Raw genomic sequence first — 17,142 nt, 5'->3', positions numbered from 1 at the left:
ACCGTCATCGGCGCCGCAACCACTCACGACGAGAGCCACGGCGATACCCGCCGCGGCCAGAACTCCACGGGTGCTGAAACGCATCCGTCCTCCAGATATTTCGGGGTGTTGGGTGGGGGGCGTTCAGTCTTGTTGGTCTTTGGCTGAACATGTTGAATCTTGTGGATTCTTCGATAGGGAAGACTCGCGCCTCCCACCGTCCGTGTCAACAAGGGTGTGCTTATTCGCAATGCGCTTGTGACATTGATTTTCCGGCGGGCAACACGAAATGAAGCGGTGCGCTGCCGCGCAATTTCCACGGGCTCGATTTACGGGGCGACGGCCGAAAGCGAGGCACGGCGCCGGTCGGGACATCGGCACGACGGAACGAGGGGCGGTCGTTTCTACGTTATCGTTACCAGTCCGCCCATCGTCCTGCGCGCGGCGGAAGGTGTCAAGAGGCCGACGGCGTTCCCTGCGGCCGGGAGCCCTACCGAGAGCGGGGCGGCAGCTCTCCCGAGCCCCGGACGATCAGGTGCGTGGGCAGGACCACGGTGCGGGCCTGGGAGAGGTCCCCGTGGATCCGGGCGAACAGCAGATGGGCGGCGGTCGTGCCGATCGCCACCGGGTCCTGGTAGACGATGGTGACCGGGGGGTCGAGCCGGGTGGCGAGCACGAAGTCGCCGAAGGCGACCATGGCCACGGACGGCGGCAGCGTCTCCAGCGCGCCCACCGCGACGATGTCGTTGCCGGCGAACACGGCGGTCGGCGGATCGGGCTGTTCGAGGAGCTCCTTGACGGCCGTCGCGGCGTCGGGGGCGTGCCGCAGCCCGTTCCTGACCAGGGCGGGATCGGCCGGGAGGCCCGCGGCGGCCAGCGCCTCGAGGTAGCCGGCGTGGCGTTCGGCGATCGTCCAGATCTCCTTGCGGTCGCCGAGGAAGGCGATGCGGCGGTGGCCGTGGGCGATGAGGTGGGCGACGGCGTCGCGGACGCCCTCGCGGTTGTCGACGATCACCGTGTCGACGTCGAGGCCGGGGGCGCGGCGGTCGGCGCAGACCACGTGCGTGCCCGTGCTCACCGCCGGTTGCAGGAACCGGTGGCTGCCCTCGACCGGGATGATGATGAGGCCGTCGACCCGGCGGGCGGTGAAGGCGGCGATCACCTCGCGTTCCCGTTTCAGGTCGTCCCGCGAGGTTCCGATGAGCACGACGTTGCCGCGTTGCCGTGCGACGTCCTCGACGGCCGAGGCGAACGCGGCCATGAAGGGGTCGGCGACGTTGTCGACCAGGAGGCCGATGGTGTGGGCGAGCTGCCCCTTGCGCCGGAGCTGGCTGGCCACGGCGTCCCGCTGGTAGCCGAGGTCGCGGATGGCACGCTCCACCCTGGCGGCCGTCTCGGGGCCGACGCCCGGTTCGCCGTTCACGACCCGCGAGACCGTCATGGGGCTGACGCCCGCCCGGGCGGCGACGTCCTTCAACGTGGGCCGATCGCTCATGGGAGGGAACGCTACCAGGGCATGATCGGGATCAGCACCGCTTTGCCGGTAACGTTACCGGCCGTCAGCTTCCGGGGAGGCGGGCGCAAAGGCCCGGATCCCGTCGCCGCGGAGAATGGCCCGCCGGCCGCGTGTGCGGCCGGCGGGCGTCAATGATCAATGGTCAGCCGAGTAGTTCCCATTTCTGCGAGCTGGCTCTCTCGGCGGCGCCATGGTCGGCGGTCACCTGCAGCCGGTGGCGGCAATAGGGGTGGTGTTGGGAATGACGAAGGCCCTGGTCTGCCGCCGATCGCTGAAGTCGAGATTCGTCCGGGTGTCGAGGGTGACCGAGGTGTTCCCGTCGGCCGAGCGCCGGTGTGCGGGGTCAGGGACGAGCGTGACACCGAGACAACGTTGTCAGTGCCCGGATCATAGAGAGACCCGGAAGGCTCGTCAACGACGAAGCCGGCGGGATCAGTGCGTCAGGAGCTCCGCGCCACGCCGGATGAGCCGGGTGGCGATCACCGTCTCCGACGGCCAGGACGCGTCGCCGCCGATGCGCGCGAACAGCCGCTCGGCGGCGGTGCGGCCCAGCTCCTCGACGTCGTAGGCGACGACGGTGAGCGGACGGGGCATCAGCGTGGACAGCTCGAAGTCGTCGAACCCGGTGAGGGCGGCGTCGTGACCTCGCCGGTAGAGCTCCTGGAGGGCGCCGACCGTGATCCGGTTGTTCCCCGCGAAGAAGGCGGTGGGCGGGTTCATCCCGTCGAGCATCGTCGCGACCGCCTTCGCGGCCTCGGCCGGATGGGCGACACCCACCCTGACCAGGGATCCGTCGTAAGGGGTGCCGGCTCCTGCGAGCGCGGTCCTGGCTCCTGCCAGCCGTTCACGGGCGGTGTAGATGGCCGGGGAGTCGGCGATCACGCCGATCCTGGTGTGGCCGTCCTTGAGCAGGGCTTCGACCCCCGTGTGCGCCCCGCGGGCGTTGTCGATCACCACGCTGTCGGCCAGGATCCCCGACGGCGGCCGGTCCAGGAAGACCATCCGCATGCCCATCTCGGCCTCGGGCCTGGTGTAGGAGTGGTCGGACCCCGCCGGGACGATGATCAGCCCGTCCACCCGGCGCTGGCAGAGCTCGACGAACTGGATCTGCTCCAGCTCCGGGTCCTCCTCGGAGCTGACCGTGATCAAGTGGGTGTCGTGGCCCCTGGCGACCTTGGCCACGGCCGCGGCGATCGTCGAGTAGAACGGGTTGGCCAGGTCGCCGATGATCAGGCCGATGGTGGCCGTGCGACGGCCCGACCTGAGCGTGCTCGCCAGCTCGTTGCGCCGGAAGCCGAGCTCCCCCACGGCGGCCAGGACCTGCTCGACCAGCTCCGGCCGGACCGAGGGGACGTTGTTGATCACGCGGGAGACGGTCTTCACGCTGACCCCGGCCGCCGCCGCCACATCGGAGATCGTCGGCCTGCGCGGCCCGTCCTGCCTGCTCACGCTGTTCCTTCTCCCGGGTTGCCCTCGTCCAATGTAGTGGGCGGCGGGCTGCCGGGCGCGGCCGAAGGCCGGACTGCCTCGACCGCAAAGACAACGTTGTCAGCGCGTCGGATCGACCGATCCCACAGAACCCCTTGGCCAGTGGGTCTTCCTGCTCGCCGGGCCGGGCTTCCACAGGAGGGAGTCTTGACAACGATGTCTCGTGAAGTAGACCTTGGGGCGCAGCACTTCCTGCGCCCCTGTCCCACCCACCCGACGAGGACGGATGCCCGAACTGCACCCCATCGCCCTGAGCGCCAACCGGCCCCGGCACTTCTACCGGGGCGGCGCGAACATCAGCCGCTTCCGGGGGATCGCGTCACCCGACGACCACCGGCCGGAGGATTGGGTGGGCTCGGCGACGTCACGGTTCGGGAGCCCGGACGTCGGCCCGACGATCCTGCCGGACGGCCGGAGCCTGCCCGCCGCGATCGCCGCCGACCCGGCCCGCTGGCTCGGCCCCGCCCATCTGGCCCGCTGGGGCCCGACCCCCGCCGTGCTGGTGAAGCTGCTCGACGCCAGCCAGCGCCTGCCCGTCCACTGCCATCCCGACCGCGGATTCGCCCGCGCCCATCTCGACAGCGCGTTCGGCAAGACCGAGGCCTGGCTGGTCGTGGACGTCCCCGAGGGCGGAGAGGGCAGGGTGTTCCTGGGATTCCAGGAGGACGTCAGCGAGACCCGGCTGCGCGGCTGGGTCGGCGCCCAGGACCGGACCGCGCTGCTGGAGGCCACCCATCAGGTGACCGTCCGCCCCGGCGACGCCGTTCTCGTGCCCGCGGGCCTCCCCCATGCCGTGGACGCCGGGGTGTTCCTGGTCGAGCTGCAGGAGCCGACCGACTTCAGCGTGCTCGTCGAGTGGGCCGGCTTCCTGCCCGGTGACGAGGAGGACGCCCATCTGCTGCTCGGCTGGGACACCGCGCTGCGCTGCGTCGACCGGCGGGCCTGGTCGCCCGGGCAGATCTCCCGGCTGATGCGCCGCCCGGCGGAGCTGCCGGAGACCAAGCCGGGGATCCGGCGGGTCCTGCCGGAGTCGGCGGACCCCTACTTCCGGGCCGAACTGGCCGGGGCGGGCGCCGAGCTCGCCGAGAGCTTCGCCGTTCTGATAGTCCTGGACGGGGAGGGCGAGCTGGAACACGTCGGCGGCCGGACCCTGCCGCTGAGCGCGGGGCAGACCGTCCTCGTGCCCCACGACGCGGGACCCGCGACCATCCACGGCGACGTCAGCGTGCTGCGCTGTCTCCCCCCGAGCCCCGACACCCCGGCTGGAGGCGGAGAATGAGCGCTCGCGTCGTGGTCTTCGGCGAATCCCTGGTGGATCTCATGGGGACGCCCGACGGCCGGACCTTCCGCGCGGAACCGGGCGGCAGCCCCGCCAACGTGGCCGTCGGGCTGGGCCGGCTGGGAGTGCCGACCACGCTGGTGACGGGCCTGGGCGACGACGCCTTCGGCCGTCTGGTCGAGGCGCGGCTGACCTCCTCCGCGGTGACGCTCGACGTCCAGCCCGCCCCCTTCACCGGGGTAGCGGTCGTCTCGCTCGACGCGGCGGGCGTCCCGTCCTACGACTTCGCGCTGTCCTGGGAGCCGCTGGCGCCGGTCCTGCCGGGCGACGCCCGGGTGCTGCACACCGGGTCGGTCACGGCGGGGGCGCCGCCGGGAGGCCGGGTGGTCGAGGCCGCCATCGCCGCGGCCCGCCCGGACTCCATGGTCACCTACGATCCGAACATCCGGCCGGCGCTGCTGGGCGACCGCGACTCCGAGCGGCGGCGCGTCGAACGGCAGGTCGCCCTCAGCGACGTGGTCAAGGCCAGCGAGGAGGACCTCGCCTGGCTGTACCCGGGAGCCGATCCGGTGCGAACCGCCCGGGCCTGGCAGGAGTCGGGGCCCGCCCTCGTCGTGCTCACCCGGGGGGCGGAGGGCTGCGCCGCCGTCACCCACGACGGTGTCACGGCCCGCGCCGCCCTCACGGTCCGGGTCGCCGACACGGTCGGGGCGGGCGACGCCTTCATGTCCGGGCTGCTGTGGGGGCTGGCCGCCGCCGGGCTGCTGGATCCCGCCCGGCGCGACGCCCTGCGCGGCGCCCGCCCCGAGGACCTGGACGAACCGCTCGCCCGCGCTTCGACGGCCGCCGCCATCACCTGCACCAGGGCGGGATCCGACCCGCCCACCGTCGCGGAGCTCGAGGAACACCGGACGAACGCACGGCGCGGATCCGGGACAGGCCCGGTTCAGTCCGGCTGAGCCGCGGACGGCTTCCGCGCCGAGGCCTCGTAGGCGGTCCGGCTGGCCTCGATGTGGGAGATGTGCTCGATGGCCCACCCGGCGAGGGCCAGGGCGGGGGCGATGAGGCTGCGGCCGGTGGCGGTGAGGGCGTACTCGACGCGCGGCGGGACCTCGGCGTAGGCGGTGCGGGAGACCAGGCCGTCGCGTTCGAGGTTCCGCAGGGTCAGGGTGAGCATCCGCTGGGAGATGCCGGGGACCTGGCGGTGCAGGTCGGTGAACCGGAGGCGCTGCTCGTCGAGCGTCGCCACGATCAGCAGAGTCCACTTGTCGCAGATCCGGTCGAGGATCGTGCGGATCGTCCGTCCTCCGTCGCCACGGATCATGCAGGTGCGCTCGTAGTCCGACATGACAGCCCCCTGTGCCTTACGCACACGCGTGTGCCTTTTGTAAGCCCCTCCATAGTGACGCATCATGGGGCAACTTACGAACGGTAACCATCCACCTCGGAGCCCGAAATGACCATCGCTTACTGGATCTTCGCCGCGCTTCTCGCCGTCTTCTACCTCTACGCGGGGGGCAAGAAGACCGTCCAGAGCCGGGAGCGGCTGCAGCCGATGATGGGCTGGGTCGACACCGTGCCCATGCCGCTCGTCCGGGTCATCGGGGTGCTGGAGATCCTCGGCGCGGTGGGCCTCGTGCTGCCGCCGCTGACGGGTATCGCGCCGGTGCTGGCCGTCGCCGCCGCCGTCGGCCTGGTCCTCATCCAGGTCGGCGGCATCACCGTCCATCTCACCCGGGGCGAGGCCCGGCTGATCGGGCTCAACATCGCCCTGCTGGCGTCGGCGGGCGTGACGGTCTGGCTGGCGACGGCCTGGCTGTGACGGCTCGGGTCACCGCTCCCTCAGGTGCCGGGCCACCTCCGCCGCATGGGTGAGCTGGGGATGGTGCCCGGCACCCGCGATCTCGGTCACCGGACGGCCGGCGTCCGTGACCAGGGGGTCGGCCGAACCCACGATGATCCGGACCGGCACCGTGACGCGGCCCAGGAGCTCCCGGGTCCGCTCGCGTTCGGCGTGGGCCGTCCGCAGGGCCGCGACCACCCGTCGCGCGGTTCCGGGACGGCCCAGGTCCGTGACGGCGCTCTCCACCTCCGGTCCCTCCGGCAGGCCGAGCACTTCGGCCAGGGCCGCGGTGGGCATCCGGCGCAGCCTGGGCGCGGCCAGGCTCGACCGGGTGAGCCTGGAGCCGGGGGCCTGGAGGAACGCCGGGGAGATCAGGACGACCCCGGCGACGCGGTCGGGACGGGCGGTGGCGAAGCGCAGGGCGGGTGCGCAGGCCGCCGAGTGCGCGACCAGCACCGGGCGGGTCCGCACCGGATCCAGCAGCCCGGCCAGCCAGGGGTCCACCGAGGGGGCCGGGGCCGAACGTCCCTGTCCCGGCAGGTCGGGGGCGAGGACGGGACCGCCGAGGAGGGGCGCGAGGGGCGTCCAGAGGTCGGCGTTCATCGGCAGCCCGTGCAGCAGCACATGATCGGGGCGCTCCCGCTCGCCGGTCACCCAGGTGCGGACGCCCGCGACGGAGACGAATCCGTAGGGGGCGGGCGGGGGTGCGGCCGTGCCGAAGCGGGTGGCGACCAGGTCGTCGGCCCAGGCGCGCAGGGCGTCGGCGGCCGGAGGCATGTCCAGTCCCGCCGCCTCGGCGAGGGCACGGGCGGACTCCGTCGGGTAGCGGTCGTCCGACAGGAACGTCAGCGTCTCGGGGTCGGCGCCGGTCAGCCTGCGCGGCAGGCGGCGGAGCAGGCCGACGGGGACCCTCGCGCGCGGGGCGGGGACCCCGGTGTGGTCGGCGACCGTCCTGATCAGTTCGGGGAGCAGGGGCGTCTCGTCGTCGAGGATCCAGTGGTGCTCCCCCGCGGGCGACGCCGGGATCTCCGCGAGGAAGCGGGCGAGGTAGTCCACGGTGACGATCGGCAGGAAGGTGCCGGGGCCGCCGGGCAGGGCGGGCAGCCGGCGGTTCCAGAGGTCCTGGACCAGGGCGGCGGGGCCGATGTACTGGCCGGGGCCGATCACGGCGCTGGGATTGGCGATCGTCAGCGGGACGTCCAGCTCCCGGGCGCGTTCCCGCACCGCGAGGTCGCCCTCGATCTTCGAGGCCTCATAGGCGCCCAGGGCCGCGTAGTCGGCGCGGCCGCCGGACGCGCTCACCCGGTATCCGCTGATGTGGACCAGCCGCCGCAGGGCGGGCAGGGTCGCGGCCCATTCGACCACGTTGAGCGCGCCGGTCACGTTGGTCTCCCTCGCCTCCCGTCTCCCGAGGCCGAAGGCGTAGCGCGCGGCGGTGTTGTAGACGTCGGCCGCCTCGGGCAGCCCGGTCAGCGGGCGGGTGATGTCGGCGGTGACGACCGTCAGCCCGCCGATGTCCGCTCCCCGGGCGAGCAGCCAGGGGGTGAGGGTGTCGTTCCGCACGGCCGCCGCCACCCGCAGGCCCCTGCCCAGCAGCTCGGCGACGAGGGAACGGCCGATGAATCCGGTCGCACCGAAGACGATCGCGTCCATGAGACTCCTTGATAGACCGGTCTACATATTTTCACCGCACAAAAAAGCCCGCCGATCGCGGCGGGCCCGGTCAGCCCAGCAGCACACCGATCTGGCGGGCGACCCGGTCCAGCGGATCCCTGCTGCGGTGGGCCTTGGCCAGCAGGAGCGCCCCCTCGATGAGGGCGATGATCATGACCGCGAGATCATCGGCGTCCGGGCGTCCGTCCAGCCGTGTGCGCACGACCCGCTCCCACGAGGCGTACACCTCCGAGCAGACCTCCTGGAGCGCGTCGCTGGAGGCGGCCGTCTCGAGGGCCACGGTCGCCACCGGGCATCCCCTGCTCCAGCCCGACTCCTCCAGCCGGTCCCCCAGATGGCCCAGGGCCGTCGCGACGAGTTCCGCGACCGTCGCGCCGGAGCCCGCCATGGCCTCCAGCGCCTCGCCGATCGACCGTCCGGCCCGCAGGACGGACTCGCCGATCAGCTGGTCCTTCCCGCGGGGGAAGTGGAAGTAGAGCGAGCCGCGGGGCGCGCCGCTGATCTCGATCACCTGGTTGAGGCCGGTGCCGAAGTAGCCCCGGCTCTCGACCAGCCCCTGGGCAGCGTCGAGCAGCCGGTCGCGTGTCTCGTCGCCCTTCTGTCCCATACGACGAAAATAGACCGGTCTACATATTCATGTCAATGGAGCCGGTCTCAGCCCGGTTCCCCGAGGTCGACGACGACCGGCGCGTGGTCGGAGGGGCCCTTCCCCTTGCGGGCCTCGCGGTCGACGTAGGCCGCCACGACCCGCGAGGCGACCGCCTCCACCGCGTACACGAGGTCGATGCGCATCCCCTTGTTCTGGTGGAACATTCCGGCCCGGTAGTCCCAGTAGGTGAAGGGGAAGGGGCCCTTCATCGGGGTCGGGACGATGTCGTGGAGGCCGAGGGAGCGCAGCGCGGCCAGGGCCTCGCGCTCGGGCGGTGAGACATGGGTGGAACCGATGAAGAGGGACGGGTCCCAGACGTCGGCGTCGGCGGGCGCCACGTTGTAGTCGCCGCAGGCCGCCAGGGCCGCGCCCGCGGCGATCTCGGCGGCGAAGGCCTCGCGCAGGGACGCGAACCAGGCGAGCTTGTAGGTGTAGTGGACCGCGTCGAGGGTGCGGCCGTTCGGGGCGTAGAGGGACCAGACGCGCAGATCGCCGCAGGTGGCGCCGATCGCGCGGGCCTCGGTCGGCGCCTCGGGGGCCGTGCCGGGCGGGGTGTCCTCCGCGGGCTCGCCCGCGTAGCCGGGCTCGCCCGGGAAACCGCGGCTGATCTCGGTCAGGCCCACCCGGGACAGGATGGCGACGCCGTTCCACCGCCCGTCGCCGTGGACGGCGCTCTCGTATCCGAGCTCCGCCACCTCCGCCGCGGGAAAGGCCGCCGCCGCGCATTTCGTCTCCTGCAGGCAGACGACGTCGGGGGCGGTCTCCTCCAGCCAGCCGAGCAGGCGGGGAAGGCGGGCCTTCACCGAGTTGACGTTCCAGGTCGCCAGGCGCATGCCTCCACCCTGCCATCTTCCGCGGACGGCCCGAGCAGGACGAGACGGACGGGAACGGATCATCCGGCCGGATCGTCGGACACATATGACCTCCGCGGAACCTGATCGGGAACTGATCTATCCGGCCGGTTCCCTCGTGCTGCTCGCGGGCCTGCCGGGTGCCGGCAAGAGCACGCTGCTGCGGCGCCTCTACGGGCTCGACGACGAGGAGACGGCGCCGGTCGCGGCGGGCGGCGCCCTGGTGATCGACTCCAAGCAGTCCCGGAACTGGTGGGCGCAGTACCTGGGCGCGCTCCCCCGGCGGGCGCGGATCCCGTTCGTCTACTCCACCCACGTCTGGCGCATCGGCAGATCACTGACGCGCGGCGAGGCGGTCGTGGCCCATACCCGGGGCACCTGGCCGCATCTGCTCTACGGGTTCGCCTGGCTGGCGCGCAGGCTCGGCACGGGCCTGCACCTGATCCTCCTGGACGTCCCGCCGCAGACCGCCCTGGACGGCCAGCACGCCCGCGGCAGGATCCTGACCTCGAGGGCCTTCGCCTGGCATGTCAGGCGCTGGGCGAAGCTGATCGTCCGGGCGCGCACGGGATCGATGCGCCCCGCGACGACCGTGACCGTCCTGAACCGCGCCGACGCCGACAAGATCAGGACGATCCGCTTCCAGAACTCCCAACCGCGAGCAAGGCTCCCTCATCAGTGATCAACGCCACATCGGGGTGTTTTCCGTCGTTTTCCCCGCACGATCATCCCCGGACACAGGGGATGATCGGTCCATGACTTCGGTACGGGATCAGCACGTGATCGGAGCGCGGGTGCTGTGCGGCCCCTGCGGGAAGTCCCTCCTGGAACTCGACCAGGTGAGAATGAGCTCCCGCCACGGCGGCGTCGGCTGGATCTACAGGTGCCCGCGCTGCCGCGTCGTCGCCCTGGTGAGCCAGAGCACCAAGTGGGTGCCGGGGATGGCGGCGCCGCTGCCGGTCACCCATCTGGTCTACGCCGGCGTTCCGGAGGTGGGCGCGACGCTCGAGATGGGCGGCACCGTCGCGCTGGACGAGGCGACCGTCCGGCGGCGCGGGATCGTCCCCGACCTCCTGGCGGTCTGCCAGATCCGCACGATCATCGTCCAGAACGACGACCGCCCCATCCCCGACTCTCCCCCGATCGGCGCCCCGGCCCGTCGCGCCCTGCCCTCCTGACGGAACGTCAGACGAGGCTGTGGCCGAAGCGGAACAGGCCCGCGGGGTCGTAGCGGTGCTTGAGCGCGACCAGCCGAGCGTGCACATCCGCGGGCCACGCGAGGGCGACCTCCTTCGGTGACGTGGCCGCGCCCTGGAAGTTGGGCAGGGAGCCGCCGGTCGACCAGGGGGCCACCGCGTCGAGGACCCTCCGGCCGATGGGCGAGACCAGCGAGGTCAGCTCCTCCGGCTCCGGCGGGCCGACGACCAGCAGGGAGTAGGCCGCGGACCGTCCGCCGACGGCGTTGGCCGGTGCCGCCTGACGCGCCAGCGCGCCGCCGAGCTGGCGGATCTCCACGACGAACGGCGGTGCCTCGGCGTCCGGCCCCGCGCTCTCGGCCAGGGCGTCCAGGACGGCGTCGGGCAGGTCCTGGAACAGCAGGCTGCGCTCCCACGCGGGCATCGGGTCGACCGGATCGGCGTGGATCATGCCGATGGCGGCGAAGGGCAGTTCCCCGACACCGTCCAGGACCGGCTCGCCGATCGCCCGGATCGGGGCGAGAAGCTTCTCCGCCTCGTCGCGGTCGCCGAGGCAGGCGACGCGGACGGCCACGGAGAACCGGCCCCGCAGCGGCTCGGGGACCTGCGGGAGCGGCGGCAGCCGCAGCAGGGCGATCGAGGTCGTGACGGTCTCGGGCAGCCCGGAGCTCCAGTCCCGGTAGGCGCGCAGGAGCGGGCCGGTCAGCGAGCCGTCGAAGTACAGGGCCCCGCCGTACAGGGAGACGATCGGGAACAGGCCGACCGTCAGCGCGGTGACGACGCCGAAGTTGCCCTTGCCTCCGCGCAGCGCCCAGAACAGGTCGGGCTCGGTCACGGCGTCGACGTACCGGAGGCTTCCGTCGGCCGTCACGACCTCGAGGGCCCGTACATGGTCGGCGGCGTAGCCGTGGGTGCGGCCGATCGGGCTGAGCCCGCCGCCCAGGACGTACCCGACGGCACCGACGCCGGGAGCCGAGCCGGTCAGCGGGGCCAGGCCGTGCGGCGCCGCGGCCTCGATGACCTGGGACAGCAGCGCACCGGCCTCGATCCGTGCGGTGGCGGTCGCGGGGTCGACGCTCACGCCGTCCATCCGGCGGGTGCCGATGAGAAGGGCGCCCTCGACCCGGGTCACGGCGCCGTGCCCGGTCGCCTGGACGGCCACGGGCAGGTCGTGCCGGGCGGCGAACCGGACCGCGGCGGCGATGTCCGCGGCGTCCTCGGCGACGGCGACCAGCGCGGGGCGCTGCGGGACCGCCAGGTTGAAGGCGGCGGTCTCGCGCTCGTACCCCTCCTGTCCCGGTGCCAGGACGGCGCCCCGCAGCGCGCCGCGCAGGGCGCCGACGGCTTCCGGCGTGATGATGCTGGTCATGGTGGTTCGCTCCCGTCTCCGGCGCCCTCGGTGGGCGCCGGAACAGTTCTCGCAGGCGGGCCTTGCCGTCCGGTTGCCCCTCCACCGCAAGTGATCTTTCATTGGACGGCAAGTGAGGGCACTACGGTCAGAACATGACGAACGTGCGTTTCCGGGTGCTCGGCCCGGTGGAGGCCGCCGACACCCGCGGCGCACCGGTCCGGCTCGGCGGCGCCCGCCTCACCCTGCTGACCCTGCTGCTCGCCGACGCCGGCCGGGTCGTGTCCCTCGACCGCATCGTGGAGGCGATCTGGAACGGGGAACCGCCGCCGTCGGCGACCGGGGTGGTCGTGGCGCACGTGTCGCATCTACGGCGGCTCCTGGACCCCGACCGGGTCGGCAGGACCGAGGACGGCTGCGTGCTGACCCGCGCTCCCGGCTATCTTCTGCGCGCCGAACCCGGCGAGCTGGACACCGAGCTGTTCGCCCGCCGGGTCGCCGAGGGAGAGCAGGCCCTGGACCAGGGCGCGCCCGATGTGGCGCTGACCGTCCTGGAGGAGGCCCTCGCGCTGTGGCGCGGCGACCCGTTCACCGGGGTGGAGCTCGGCCCCGAACTGGCCGTCCGCGCCGACGCGCTCGCGGATCTGCGGCTGCGCGCCCTCGAAGGACGGGTCCGCGCGCTGCTGGACTGCCGCCGGACGGCCGAGGCCGTCACCGAGGCGGAGGCCCTCGTGCGCCGGGATCCGCTGCGCGAACGCTTCTGGGCGCTGCTGATCCGGGCGGGCTACCTCGACGGCCGCCAGGCCGACGCGCTGGCGGCGTATGCCGAGTGCCGCCGGACCCTGGACGAGGAACTCGGTCTCGAACCGGGTCAGGAACTCCAGGATCTCCACCTGGCCGTGCTGCGGCGCGACCCCGCGCTCGACACCCCCGCCGCCTCCCCCGCGCTCGCCCCGATCATCGGCAGGGAGCGGGAGCTGGCGGCCATCCACGACGCGGTCGGCTCGGCCGTGCGGGGCTCGGGCCGGATGGTCCTGCTGGAGGGCGAGGCGGGCATCGGCAAGACGACCGTCGCGGAGAGCGCGGTCATGGCGGCCAGGGCGGCCGGGGTCCGCACCGTCTGGGCCCGGACGGTCGAGGACCTCGGCGCCCCCGCACTGTGGCTGTGGGAACAGGTCCTGCGCGATCTCGGCCAGAGCCTGCCCGCCGGTCCCGACGTGCCCGCCGACCCCGCGCTCGCCCGGTTCCGGCTCCTGGAGTCGGTGACCTCCGCCCTGACCGACGCCGCCCGCGACCAGCCGCTCCTGCTGGTGCTCGAGGATCTGCACTGGGCCGACGCCGGATCGCTCCAGGCGCTGCGCCTGCTGGCCGGGCGGCTCCCGACCGCCCGGTGCGCGGTCGTGGCGACCAGCCGCACCAGCGACGCCCTCGACCCCGCGGCGCTCGAGGACACCCTCACCGCGCTCGGCAGGGAACGGGCCGTCCGGCGGATGCCGCTCCTGCCCTTCTCCCTCGCCGAAGTCAAGGAGTTCATGGCCGAACGGCTGGTCGGCGACGGGTTCGACGCAGGTTCGCTGCGCGGCAGGACCGGCGGGAACCCCTTCTACCTGACCGAACTGGTCCTGCTGCTGTCCGGCGGGGCCGACGGGCCGGTGCCCGCGACCGTCAGGGACGTCGTCGAGCGGCGGTTCGGGCGGCTGCCCGTGCAGACCCGGCGGGCGCTGCGGCTGGCCGCCCTGGCCGGGACCGAACTCGATCCCCGGGTCCTGGCGCACGCCGTCGGGGCCGAGGTGACGCCCGTCCTGGAACCGGCCCTCCAGGCCGGGCTGCTGCACTACGACCCGGACGACTGGAGCTGGCGGTTCACCCACGACATCACCCGTGACGCCCTGGCCTCCGCGCTGAGCCCGCTGCACCGGGCGGAGCTGCACGGGCTGCTGGCCGACGGCGTCGCCGCCGTGTACGGCGACCGGCACCCCGACGAACTGGCCCGCCACCGCTTCCATGCCGCCCGCGGCACGGTCTCGGAACCCGCGTTCCTGGCCTGCACGGCCGCCGCCGACACCGCCCGCCGCCGGCTGGCGCCCGACCAGGCGGCCCGGCACCGGGAGCGCGCCCTGGCCACCCTGCCCGCCGGAGACGACCGCAGGTTCGAGACGCTCATCGCCCTGACGGAGGAGCGCCGTCTCAGCGGCGATCTGACCGGCGCGAACGCCTCCCGTGAGCAGGCGCTCGCCCTGGCGCTGGCCGAGGGCGACACCGGCCGCGCGACCCGCGCCGCCGCCATCCTCGGCGGCGCCACCCTGTGGAACTGGCGGTACTACGGCGTCGTCGATCCCGCCACGGTGGCCCTGCTCCGCGACCTGCTGAGCCGGACCGGCGAGCCGCGGCGGCGCGCCGAGCTCCTCGGCACCCTGGCCACCGAGCTGTACTACGGACCCGATCGAGCCGAGGGCGAACGGCACGCCCTCGAGGCCCTGGAGCTGGCCCGCCCGCTGGGCGACCCGGTCCTGCTCAGCAAGATCCTCAACAACTACGCGATCGCCGCCTGGACCCCCGACGGCGACGAACGCCGCCTCGCCGCCCTGGACGAGTCCCTGGCCCTCACCGGGCGCGGCCTGCCCCTGGCCACCGAGGCCATCAACCGGATGCACCGGCTCTCCCTGCACCTTCGCCACCAGCGCATGGACGCCTTCCGCGACGACCTGCGCCACTGCGTCGATCTGGCCCCGACCCTCGGCATCCCCGAACTGGAGATCCAGACCGTCTACCAGCGGGCCGTCCAGGCGGGGCTCCAGGGCGACTGGGAGATCGCGGCCGAGCTGTCGGCCGAGGCCTGTACCCGCCACCGCCGCACCAGCCTGTGGGGCGCGCAGTTCGCGGGCCTCATCCAGCGGGTCGCCTTCGCCCTGGCTCGCGGCAGGACCACCGACCTGGCCGGTCTCGCCGACGAGCTCGTGGCGCTCGCCTCCTCCCCCGAGCACGTCGCCCTGCGGCCGACCGCGGTGCGGGTCCTGACCGAGCTCGACGAGCACACCCACGCACGCGCCCTGCTGGAGCGGTGGGGGCTGGAGGAGATCCCCCGGCGGCGGGACTGGCTGTGGGACTACCACCTGGCCGAGCTCGGCGCCGTCTCCGCGGTGCTCGGCGCCCCCGATCCGGCCGCCGTCTACGCCGCGCTGCTGCCGCTGTCCGGCCAGTACGTGGTGATGGGAACGGCGATGAGCTGCCTCGGCTCCTACCATCTGGTGCTGGCGTCGCTGGCGCGGTCGCTCGGGCGTCCGGGGGTCGCGGACGGTCATCTGGCCGCCGCCGACCGGATCCCCCGCTTGCCGGGGCTCGACCGCTTCCGCGCCGCCGCCGAACGGGAGTGAGCTCGCCCGGCGGAAGACTCGCACAGCGGAGGGAGCGGTGCCTCCGTCGTGAGAGTGAGGCCGCGGAGAGGATCCCCCGCCGATACTGGGAGGCGATCTCGCGGCGGACGGGAGCGCGCATGAGCGGATGGATCGAGCGGAGACGACGGGGCGGCGGGCCGCCGCCCATCGCCGTGGACGCGATGCTCGCCGTGGGCTGTTTCCTCAGCATCGTCATCACCGCGGTCATCGATGAATGCTTCGCGTGGTGGGTGGTGCCGCTCGCGCTGGGCAACGTGGTCCCGCTGCTGTGGCGGCGGCGCCACCCGCTGGCCGTGACGTTCGTCATCGGCGTCGGCACCACGGTGCTCAGCCTTCTCGACGTCATCGGGAAGGTCCCCGCGGCGCAGCTCGTGGCCACCTACACCTTCGCCGCCCTGTCGCCGCCGCACCGCCGCGCCGTCGGGGTGGCCGGGACGGTGGTGGGCCTCACCCTCTCGATCATCCCGCACGAGGAGCTGCTCAACCTGGGGCCGAACGCCCTCTTCTTCGTCGCCGCCTACGCCCTCGGCACGAGCGCCAGGGCCCGGTCGGACCGGATCACGCTGCTGGAGGAGCGGGCGCTGCGCCACCGTGAGGAGGCGGACGCGGCGGCCGTCCGGGAGCGGGAGCGGATCGCCCGCGAGATGCACGACATCATCGCCCACGCGATGAGCCTGGTCGTCGTCCAGGCCGAGGCCGGGCCGGTGCGCCTGCGTAAGGAGCCCGGACGGGCCGAGGCCGTGTTCGACGAGATCTCCGCCTCGGCCCGCGAGGCCCTCGCCCAGCTCCGCCGGGCGCTCAGCGTGCTGCGGTCGGAGGAGGCCGAACGCCGCCCGCAGCCCGGCCTCGACGGCCTGCCCTCCCTCATCGAGAGCGTCGGGCGGACCGGGATCGACGCATCGCTGCACGAGGACGGCGAACGCCGGGCGCTGGCCGACGACACGGCCACGACCGTCTACCGGATCGTCCAGGAGGCGCTGACCAACACGCTGCGGCACGCCGCCGCCGACCGGGTCGAGGTGCGGCTCGACTGGCGCGCCGAGGGCCTGTGCCTGGAGATCAGCGACGATGGGGAAGGCCCCTCCGGCGACGGCCGCGCGGGCCGTGGCCTGGCCGGAATGCGGGAGCGCGTCGCGGCGGCGGGCGGTGATCTGACCTTCGGCCCTGTTTCGGACGGCCGGGGCTTCCGGATCGCCGCGCGTTTGCCGTAGAACCGAGGCATGTCCATCCGGGTGCTGATCGCCGACGACCACGCCGTGGTCCGTGACGGCTTCGCGATGATCCTCGACGACCAGCCCGACCTGACGGTCGTCGGCGGTGTCTCCGACGGCGCCGCCGCCATCGAGGCCGTCCGCGAACTGCGGCCCGACGTGGTCCTCATGGACGTGCGGATGCCGCGCCTCGACGGGATCGAGGCCACCGCCGTGATCTGCCGCGAGACCGAGGCGCGCGTCCTGGTGCTGACCACCTTCGACCTGGACGAGTACGTCTACGACGCGCTGCGCGCCGGGGCCAGCGGCTTCCTGCTGAAGGACATGCGGCGCGACGAGCTGGTGGACGCCGTCCGGGTCATCGCGGCGGGCGAGTCCCTGCTGGCCCCCACGGTCACCCGGCGCCTGATCGCCGACGTCGTCACCAGGAACCGGGCGCCCCGTGCCGCTCCCCCGAAGCTGTCGGCCCTGACCGGACGGGAGACCGACACGCTCCGCCAGGTCGCCCGCGGGCTGTCGAACGCCGAGATCGCCCGCGAGCTGTACGTCACCGAGCACACCGTGAAGACGCACGTCAGCAGCGTCCTGTCCAAGCTCGGGCTGCGCGACCGGGTGCAGGCCGTCGTGCTGGCCTACGAGAGCGGGCTCGTGCAGCCGGGCGAGGCTCCCCCCTCCTGAGAGCGACGCCGCTCGCTCTCAGGGACGGTGCCCGA

General features: G+C 73.2%; 15 protein-coding genes. 8 read left to right on the top strand and 7 right to left on the bottom strand.

Annotated elements, in window-relative coordinates; translation table 11 throughout:
* Positions 1-469: 469 nt before the first annotated feature.
* Complete coding sequence (locus tag ABD785_RS35165; RefSeq protein WP_344837294.1) at positions 470-1,474, bottom strand: LacI family DNA-binding transcriptional regulator; 1,005 nt, start codon at positions 1,472-1,474, stop codon at positions 470-472.
* Between the two features lie 453 nt (positions 1,475-1,927).
* On the bottom strand, positions 1,928-2,944 hold the full coding sequence (locus ABD785_RS35160) for a LacI family DNA-binding transcriptional regulator (protein WP_344837291.1): 1,017 nt from the start codon (positions 2,942-2,944) through the stop codon (positions 1,928-1,930).
* A 265-nt stretch (positions 2,945-3,209) separates the two neighbouring features.
* On the opposite strand from ABD785_RS35160, the gene ABD785_RS35155 reads away from it, so the two are divergent.
* Positions 3,210-4,262 (top strand): class I mannose-6-phosphate isomerase, encoded by a 1,053-nt coding sequence (locus ABD785_RS35155; protein WP_344837287.1) that lies wholly within the window; start codon positions 3,210-3,212, stop codon positions 4,260-4,262.
* Complete coding sequence (locus ABD785_RS35150; RefSeq protein WP_344837284.1) at positions 4,259-5,221, top strand: carbohydrate kinase family protein; 963 nt, start codon at positions 4,259-4,261, stop codon at positions 5,219-5,221. The genes ABD785_RS35155 and ABD785_RS35150 overlap by 4 nt, the downstream gene beginning before the upstream one ends.
* Here ABD785_RS35150 and ABD785_RS35145 read toward each other — a convergent pair.
* Positions 5,209-5,610 (bottom strand): winged helix-turn-helix transcriptional regulator, encoded by a 402-nt coding sequence (locus tag ABD785_RS35145; protein ID WP_344837281.1) that lies wholly within the window; start codon positions 5,608-5,610, stop codon positions 5,209-5,211. The genes ABD785_RS35150 and ABD785_RS35145 overlap by 13 nt on opposite strands.
* Before the next feature lie 108 nt (positions 5,611-5,718).
* Between ABD785_RS35145 and ABD785_RS35140 the strand changes: the two genes are divergently transcribed.
* Positions 5,719-6,084 carry a DoxX family protein gene (locus ABD785_RS35140; RefSeq protein ID WP_344837279.1) on the top strand — a complete coding sequence of 122 codons (366 nt, stop codon included), beginning with the start codon at positions 5,719-5,721 and terminating at the stop codon, positions 6,082-6,084.
* A gap of 9 nt (positions 6,085-6,093) precedes the next feature.
* Here ABD785_RS35140 and ABD785_RS35135 read toward each other — a convergent pair whose 3' ends face one another.
* The 3 genes from ABD785_RS35135 to ABD785_RS35125 form a co-directional block, all read right to left on the bottom strand.
* Positions 6,094-7,758, bottom strand: a complete 1,665-nt coding sequence (locus ABD785_RS35135) for an alpha/beta fold hydrolase (protein ID WP_344837277.1) — start codon at positions 7,756-7,758, stop codon at positions 6,094-6,096.
* A gap of 70 nt (positions 7,759-7,828) precedes the next feature.
* A complete protein-coding gene (locus ABD785_RS35130; RefSeq protein WP_344837275.1) occupies positions 7,829-8,386 on the bottom strand; it encodes a TetR/AcrR family transcriptional regulator in 558 nt (185 codons plus the stop codon).
* A 47-nt stretch (positions 8,387-8,433) separates the two neighbouring features.
* The gene (locus tag ABD785_RS35125) at positions 8,434-9,261 is read right to left on the bottom strand and encodes an exodeoxyribonuclease III (RefSeq protein ID WP_344837273.1); all 828 of its coding nucleotides are present in this window, start codon (positions 9,259-9,261) and stop codon (positions 8,434-8,436) included.
* A gap of 85 nt (positions 9,262-9,346) precedes the next feature.
* Here ABD785_RS35125 and ABD785_RS35120 point away from each other — a divergent pair, with 85 nt between their 5' ends.
* Both ABD785_RS35120 and ABD785_RS35115 read left to right on the top strand, forming a co-directional pair.
* Entirely contained in the window at positions 9,347-9,961 is a 615-nt protein-coding gene (locus ABD785_RS35120; RefSeq protein WP_344837269.1) for an AAA family ATPase, read from the top strand.
* Positions 9,962-10,034: 73 nt separating this feature from the next.
* On the top strand, positions 10,035-10,457 hold the full coding sequence (locus ABD785_RS35115) for a hypothetical protein (RefSeq protein ID WP_344837266.1): 423 nt from the start codon (positions 10,035-10,037) through the stop codon (positions 10,455-10,457).
* A 7-nt stretch (positions 10,458-10,464) separates the two neighbouring features.
* Here the strand turns inward: ABD785_RS35115 and ABD785_RS35110 are convergent, their stop codons facing one another.
* Positions 10,465-11,844, bottom strand: coding sequence for an FAD-binding oxidoreductase (locus tag ABD785_RS35110; protein WP_344837263.1), 1,380 nt, complete (start codon positions 11,842-11,844; stop codon positions 10,465-10,467).
* 134 nt (positions 11,845-11,978) lie between these two features.
* Here ABD785_RS35110 and ABD785_RS35105 point away from each other — a divergent pair, with 134 nt between their 5' ends.
* The 3 genes from ABD785_RS35105 to ABD785_RS35095 all read left to right on the top strand — a co-directional run bounded on the left by ABD785_RS35105 (position 11,979) and on the right by ABD785_RS35095 (position 17,107).
* Positions 11,979-15,197: an ATP-binding protein gene (locus ABD785_RS35105; protein WP_344837259.1), complete on the top strand. Its 3,219-nt coding sequence runs from the start codon at positions 11,979-11,981 to the stop codon at positions 15,195-15,197.
* A 119-nt stretch (positions 15,198-15,316) separates the two neighbouring features.
* Positions 15,317-16,429 carry a sensor histidine kinase gene (locus ABD785_RS35100; protein ID WP_344837256.1) on the top strand — a complete coding sequence of 371 codons (1,113 nt, stop codon included), beginning with the start codon at positions 15,317-15,319 and terminating at the stop codon, positions 16,427-16,429.
* 9 nt (positions 16,430-16,438) lie between these two features.
* The gene (locus tag ABD785_RS35095) at positions 16,439-17,107 is read left to right on the top strand and encodes a response regulator (protein WP_344837253.1); all 669 of its coding nucleotides are present in this window, start codon (positions 16,439-16,441) and stop codon (positions 17,105-17,107) included.
* Positions 17,108-17,142 lie beyond the last annotated feature (35 nt).

The organism is Actinocorallia longicatena, from assembly GCF_039534125.1.
GTDB lineage: Bacteria > Actinomycetota > Actinomycetes > Streptosporangiales > Streptosporangiaceae > Actinocorallia > Actinocorallia longicatena.
This window is presented reverse-complemented; position numbering and strand designations above follow the sequence as displayed.

What these genes read in the sequence shown, in the direction of transcription:
- ABD785_RS35165 (WP_344837294.1), bottom strand. Translation starts at nt 1,474, where the DNA reads ATGAGCGATCGGCCCACGTTGAAGGACGTCGCCGCCCGGGCGGGCGTC.
- ABD785_RS35155 (WP_344837287.1), top strand. Translation starts at nt 3,210, where the DNA reads ATGCCCGAACTGCACCCCATCGCCCTGAGCGCCAACCGGCCCCGGCAC.
- ABD785_RS35150 (WP_344837284.1), top strand. Translation starts at nt 4,259, where the DNA reads ATGAGCGCTCGCGTCGTGGTCTTCGGCGAATCCCTGGTGGATCTCATG.
- ABD785_RS35145 (WP_344837281.1), bottom strand. Translation starts at nt 5,610, where the DNA reads ATGTCGGACTACGAGCGCACCTGCATGATCCGTGGCGACGGAGGACGG.
- ABD785_RS35140 (WP_344837279.1), top strand. Translation starts at nt 5,719, where the DNA reads ATGACCATCGCTTACTGGATCTTCGCCGCGCTTCTCGCCGTCTTCTAC.
- ABD785_RS35135 (WP_344837277.1), bottom strand. Translation starts at nt 7,758, where the DNA reads ATGGACGCGATCGTCTTCGGTGCGACCGGATTCATCGGCCGTTCCCTC.
- ABD785_RS35130 (WP_344837275.1), bottom strand. Translation starts at nt 8,386, where the DNA reads ATGGGACAGAAGGGCGACGAGACACGCGACCGGCTGCTCGACGCTGCC.
- ABD785_RS35125 (WP_344837273.1), bottom strand. Translation starts at nt 9,261, where the DNA reads ATGCGCCTGGCGACCTGGAACGTCAACTCGGTGAAGGCCCGCCTTCCC.
- ABD785_RS35120 (WP_344837269.1), top strand. Translation starts at nt 9,347, where the DNA reads ATGACCTCCGCGGAACCTGATCGGGAACTGATCTATCCGGCCGGTTCC.
- ABD785_RS35115 (WP_344837266.1), top strand. Translation starts at nt 10,035, where the DNA reads ATGACTTCGGTACGGGATCAGCACGTGATCGGAGCGCGGGTGCTGTGC.
- ABD785_RS35110 (WP_344837263.1), bottom strand. Translation starts at nt 11,844, where the DNA reads ATGACCAGCATCATCACGCCGGAAGCCGTCGGCGCCCTGCGCGGCGCG.
- ABD785_RS35105 (WP_344837259.1), top strand. Translation starts at nt 11,979, where the DNA reads ATGACGAACGTGCGTTTCCGGGTGCTCGGCCCGGTGGAGGCCGCCGAC.
- ABD785_RS35100 (WP_344837256.1), top strand. Translation starts at nt 15,317, where the DNA reads ATGAGCGGATGGATCGAGCGGAGACGACGGGGCGGCGGGCCGCCGCCC.
- ABD785_RS35095 (WP_344837253.1), top strand. Translation starts at nt 16,439, where the DNA reads ATGTCCATCCGGGTGCTGATCGCCGACGACCACGCCGTGGTCCGTGAC.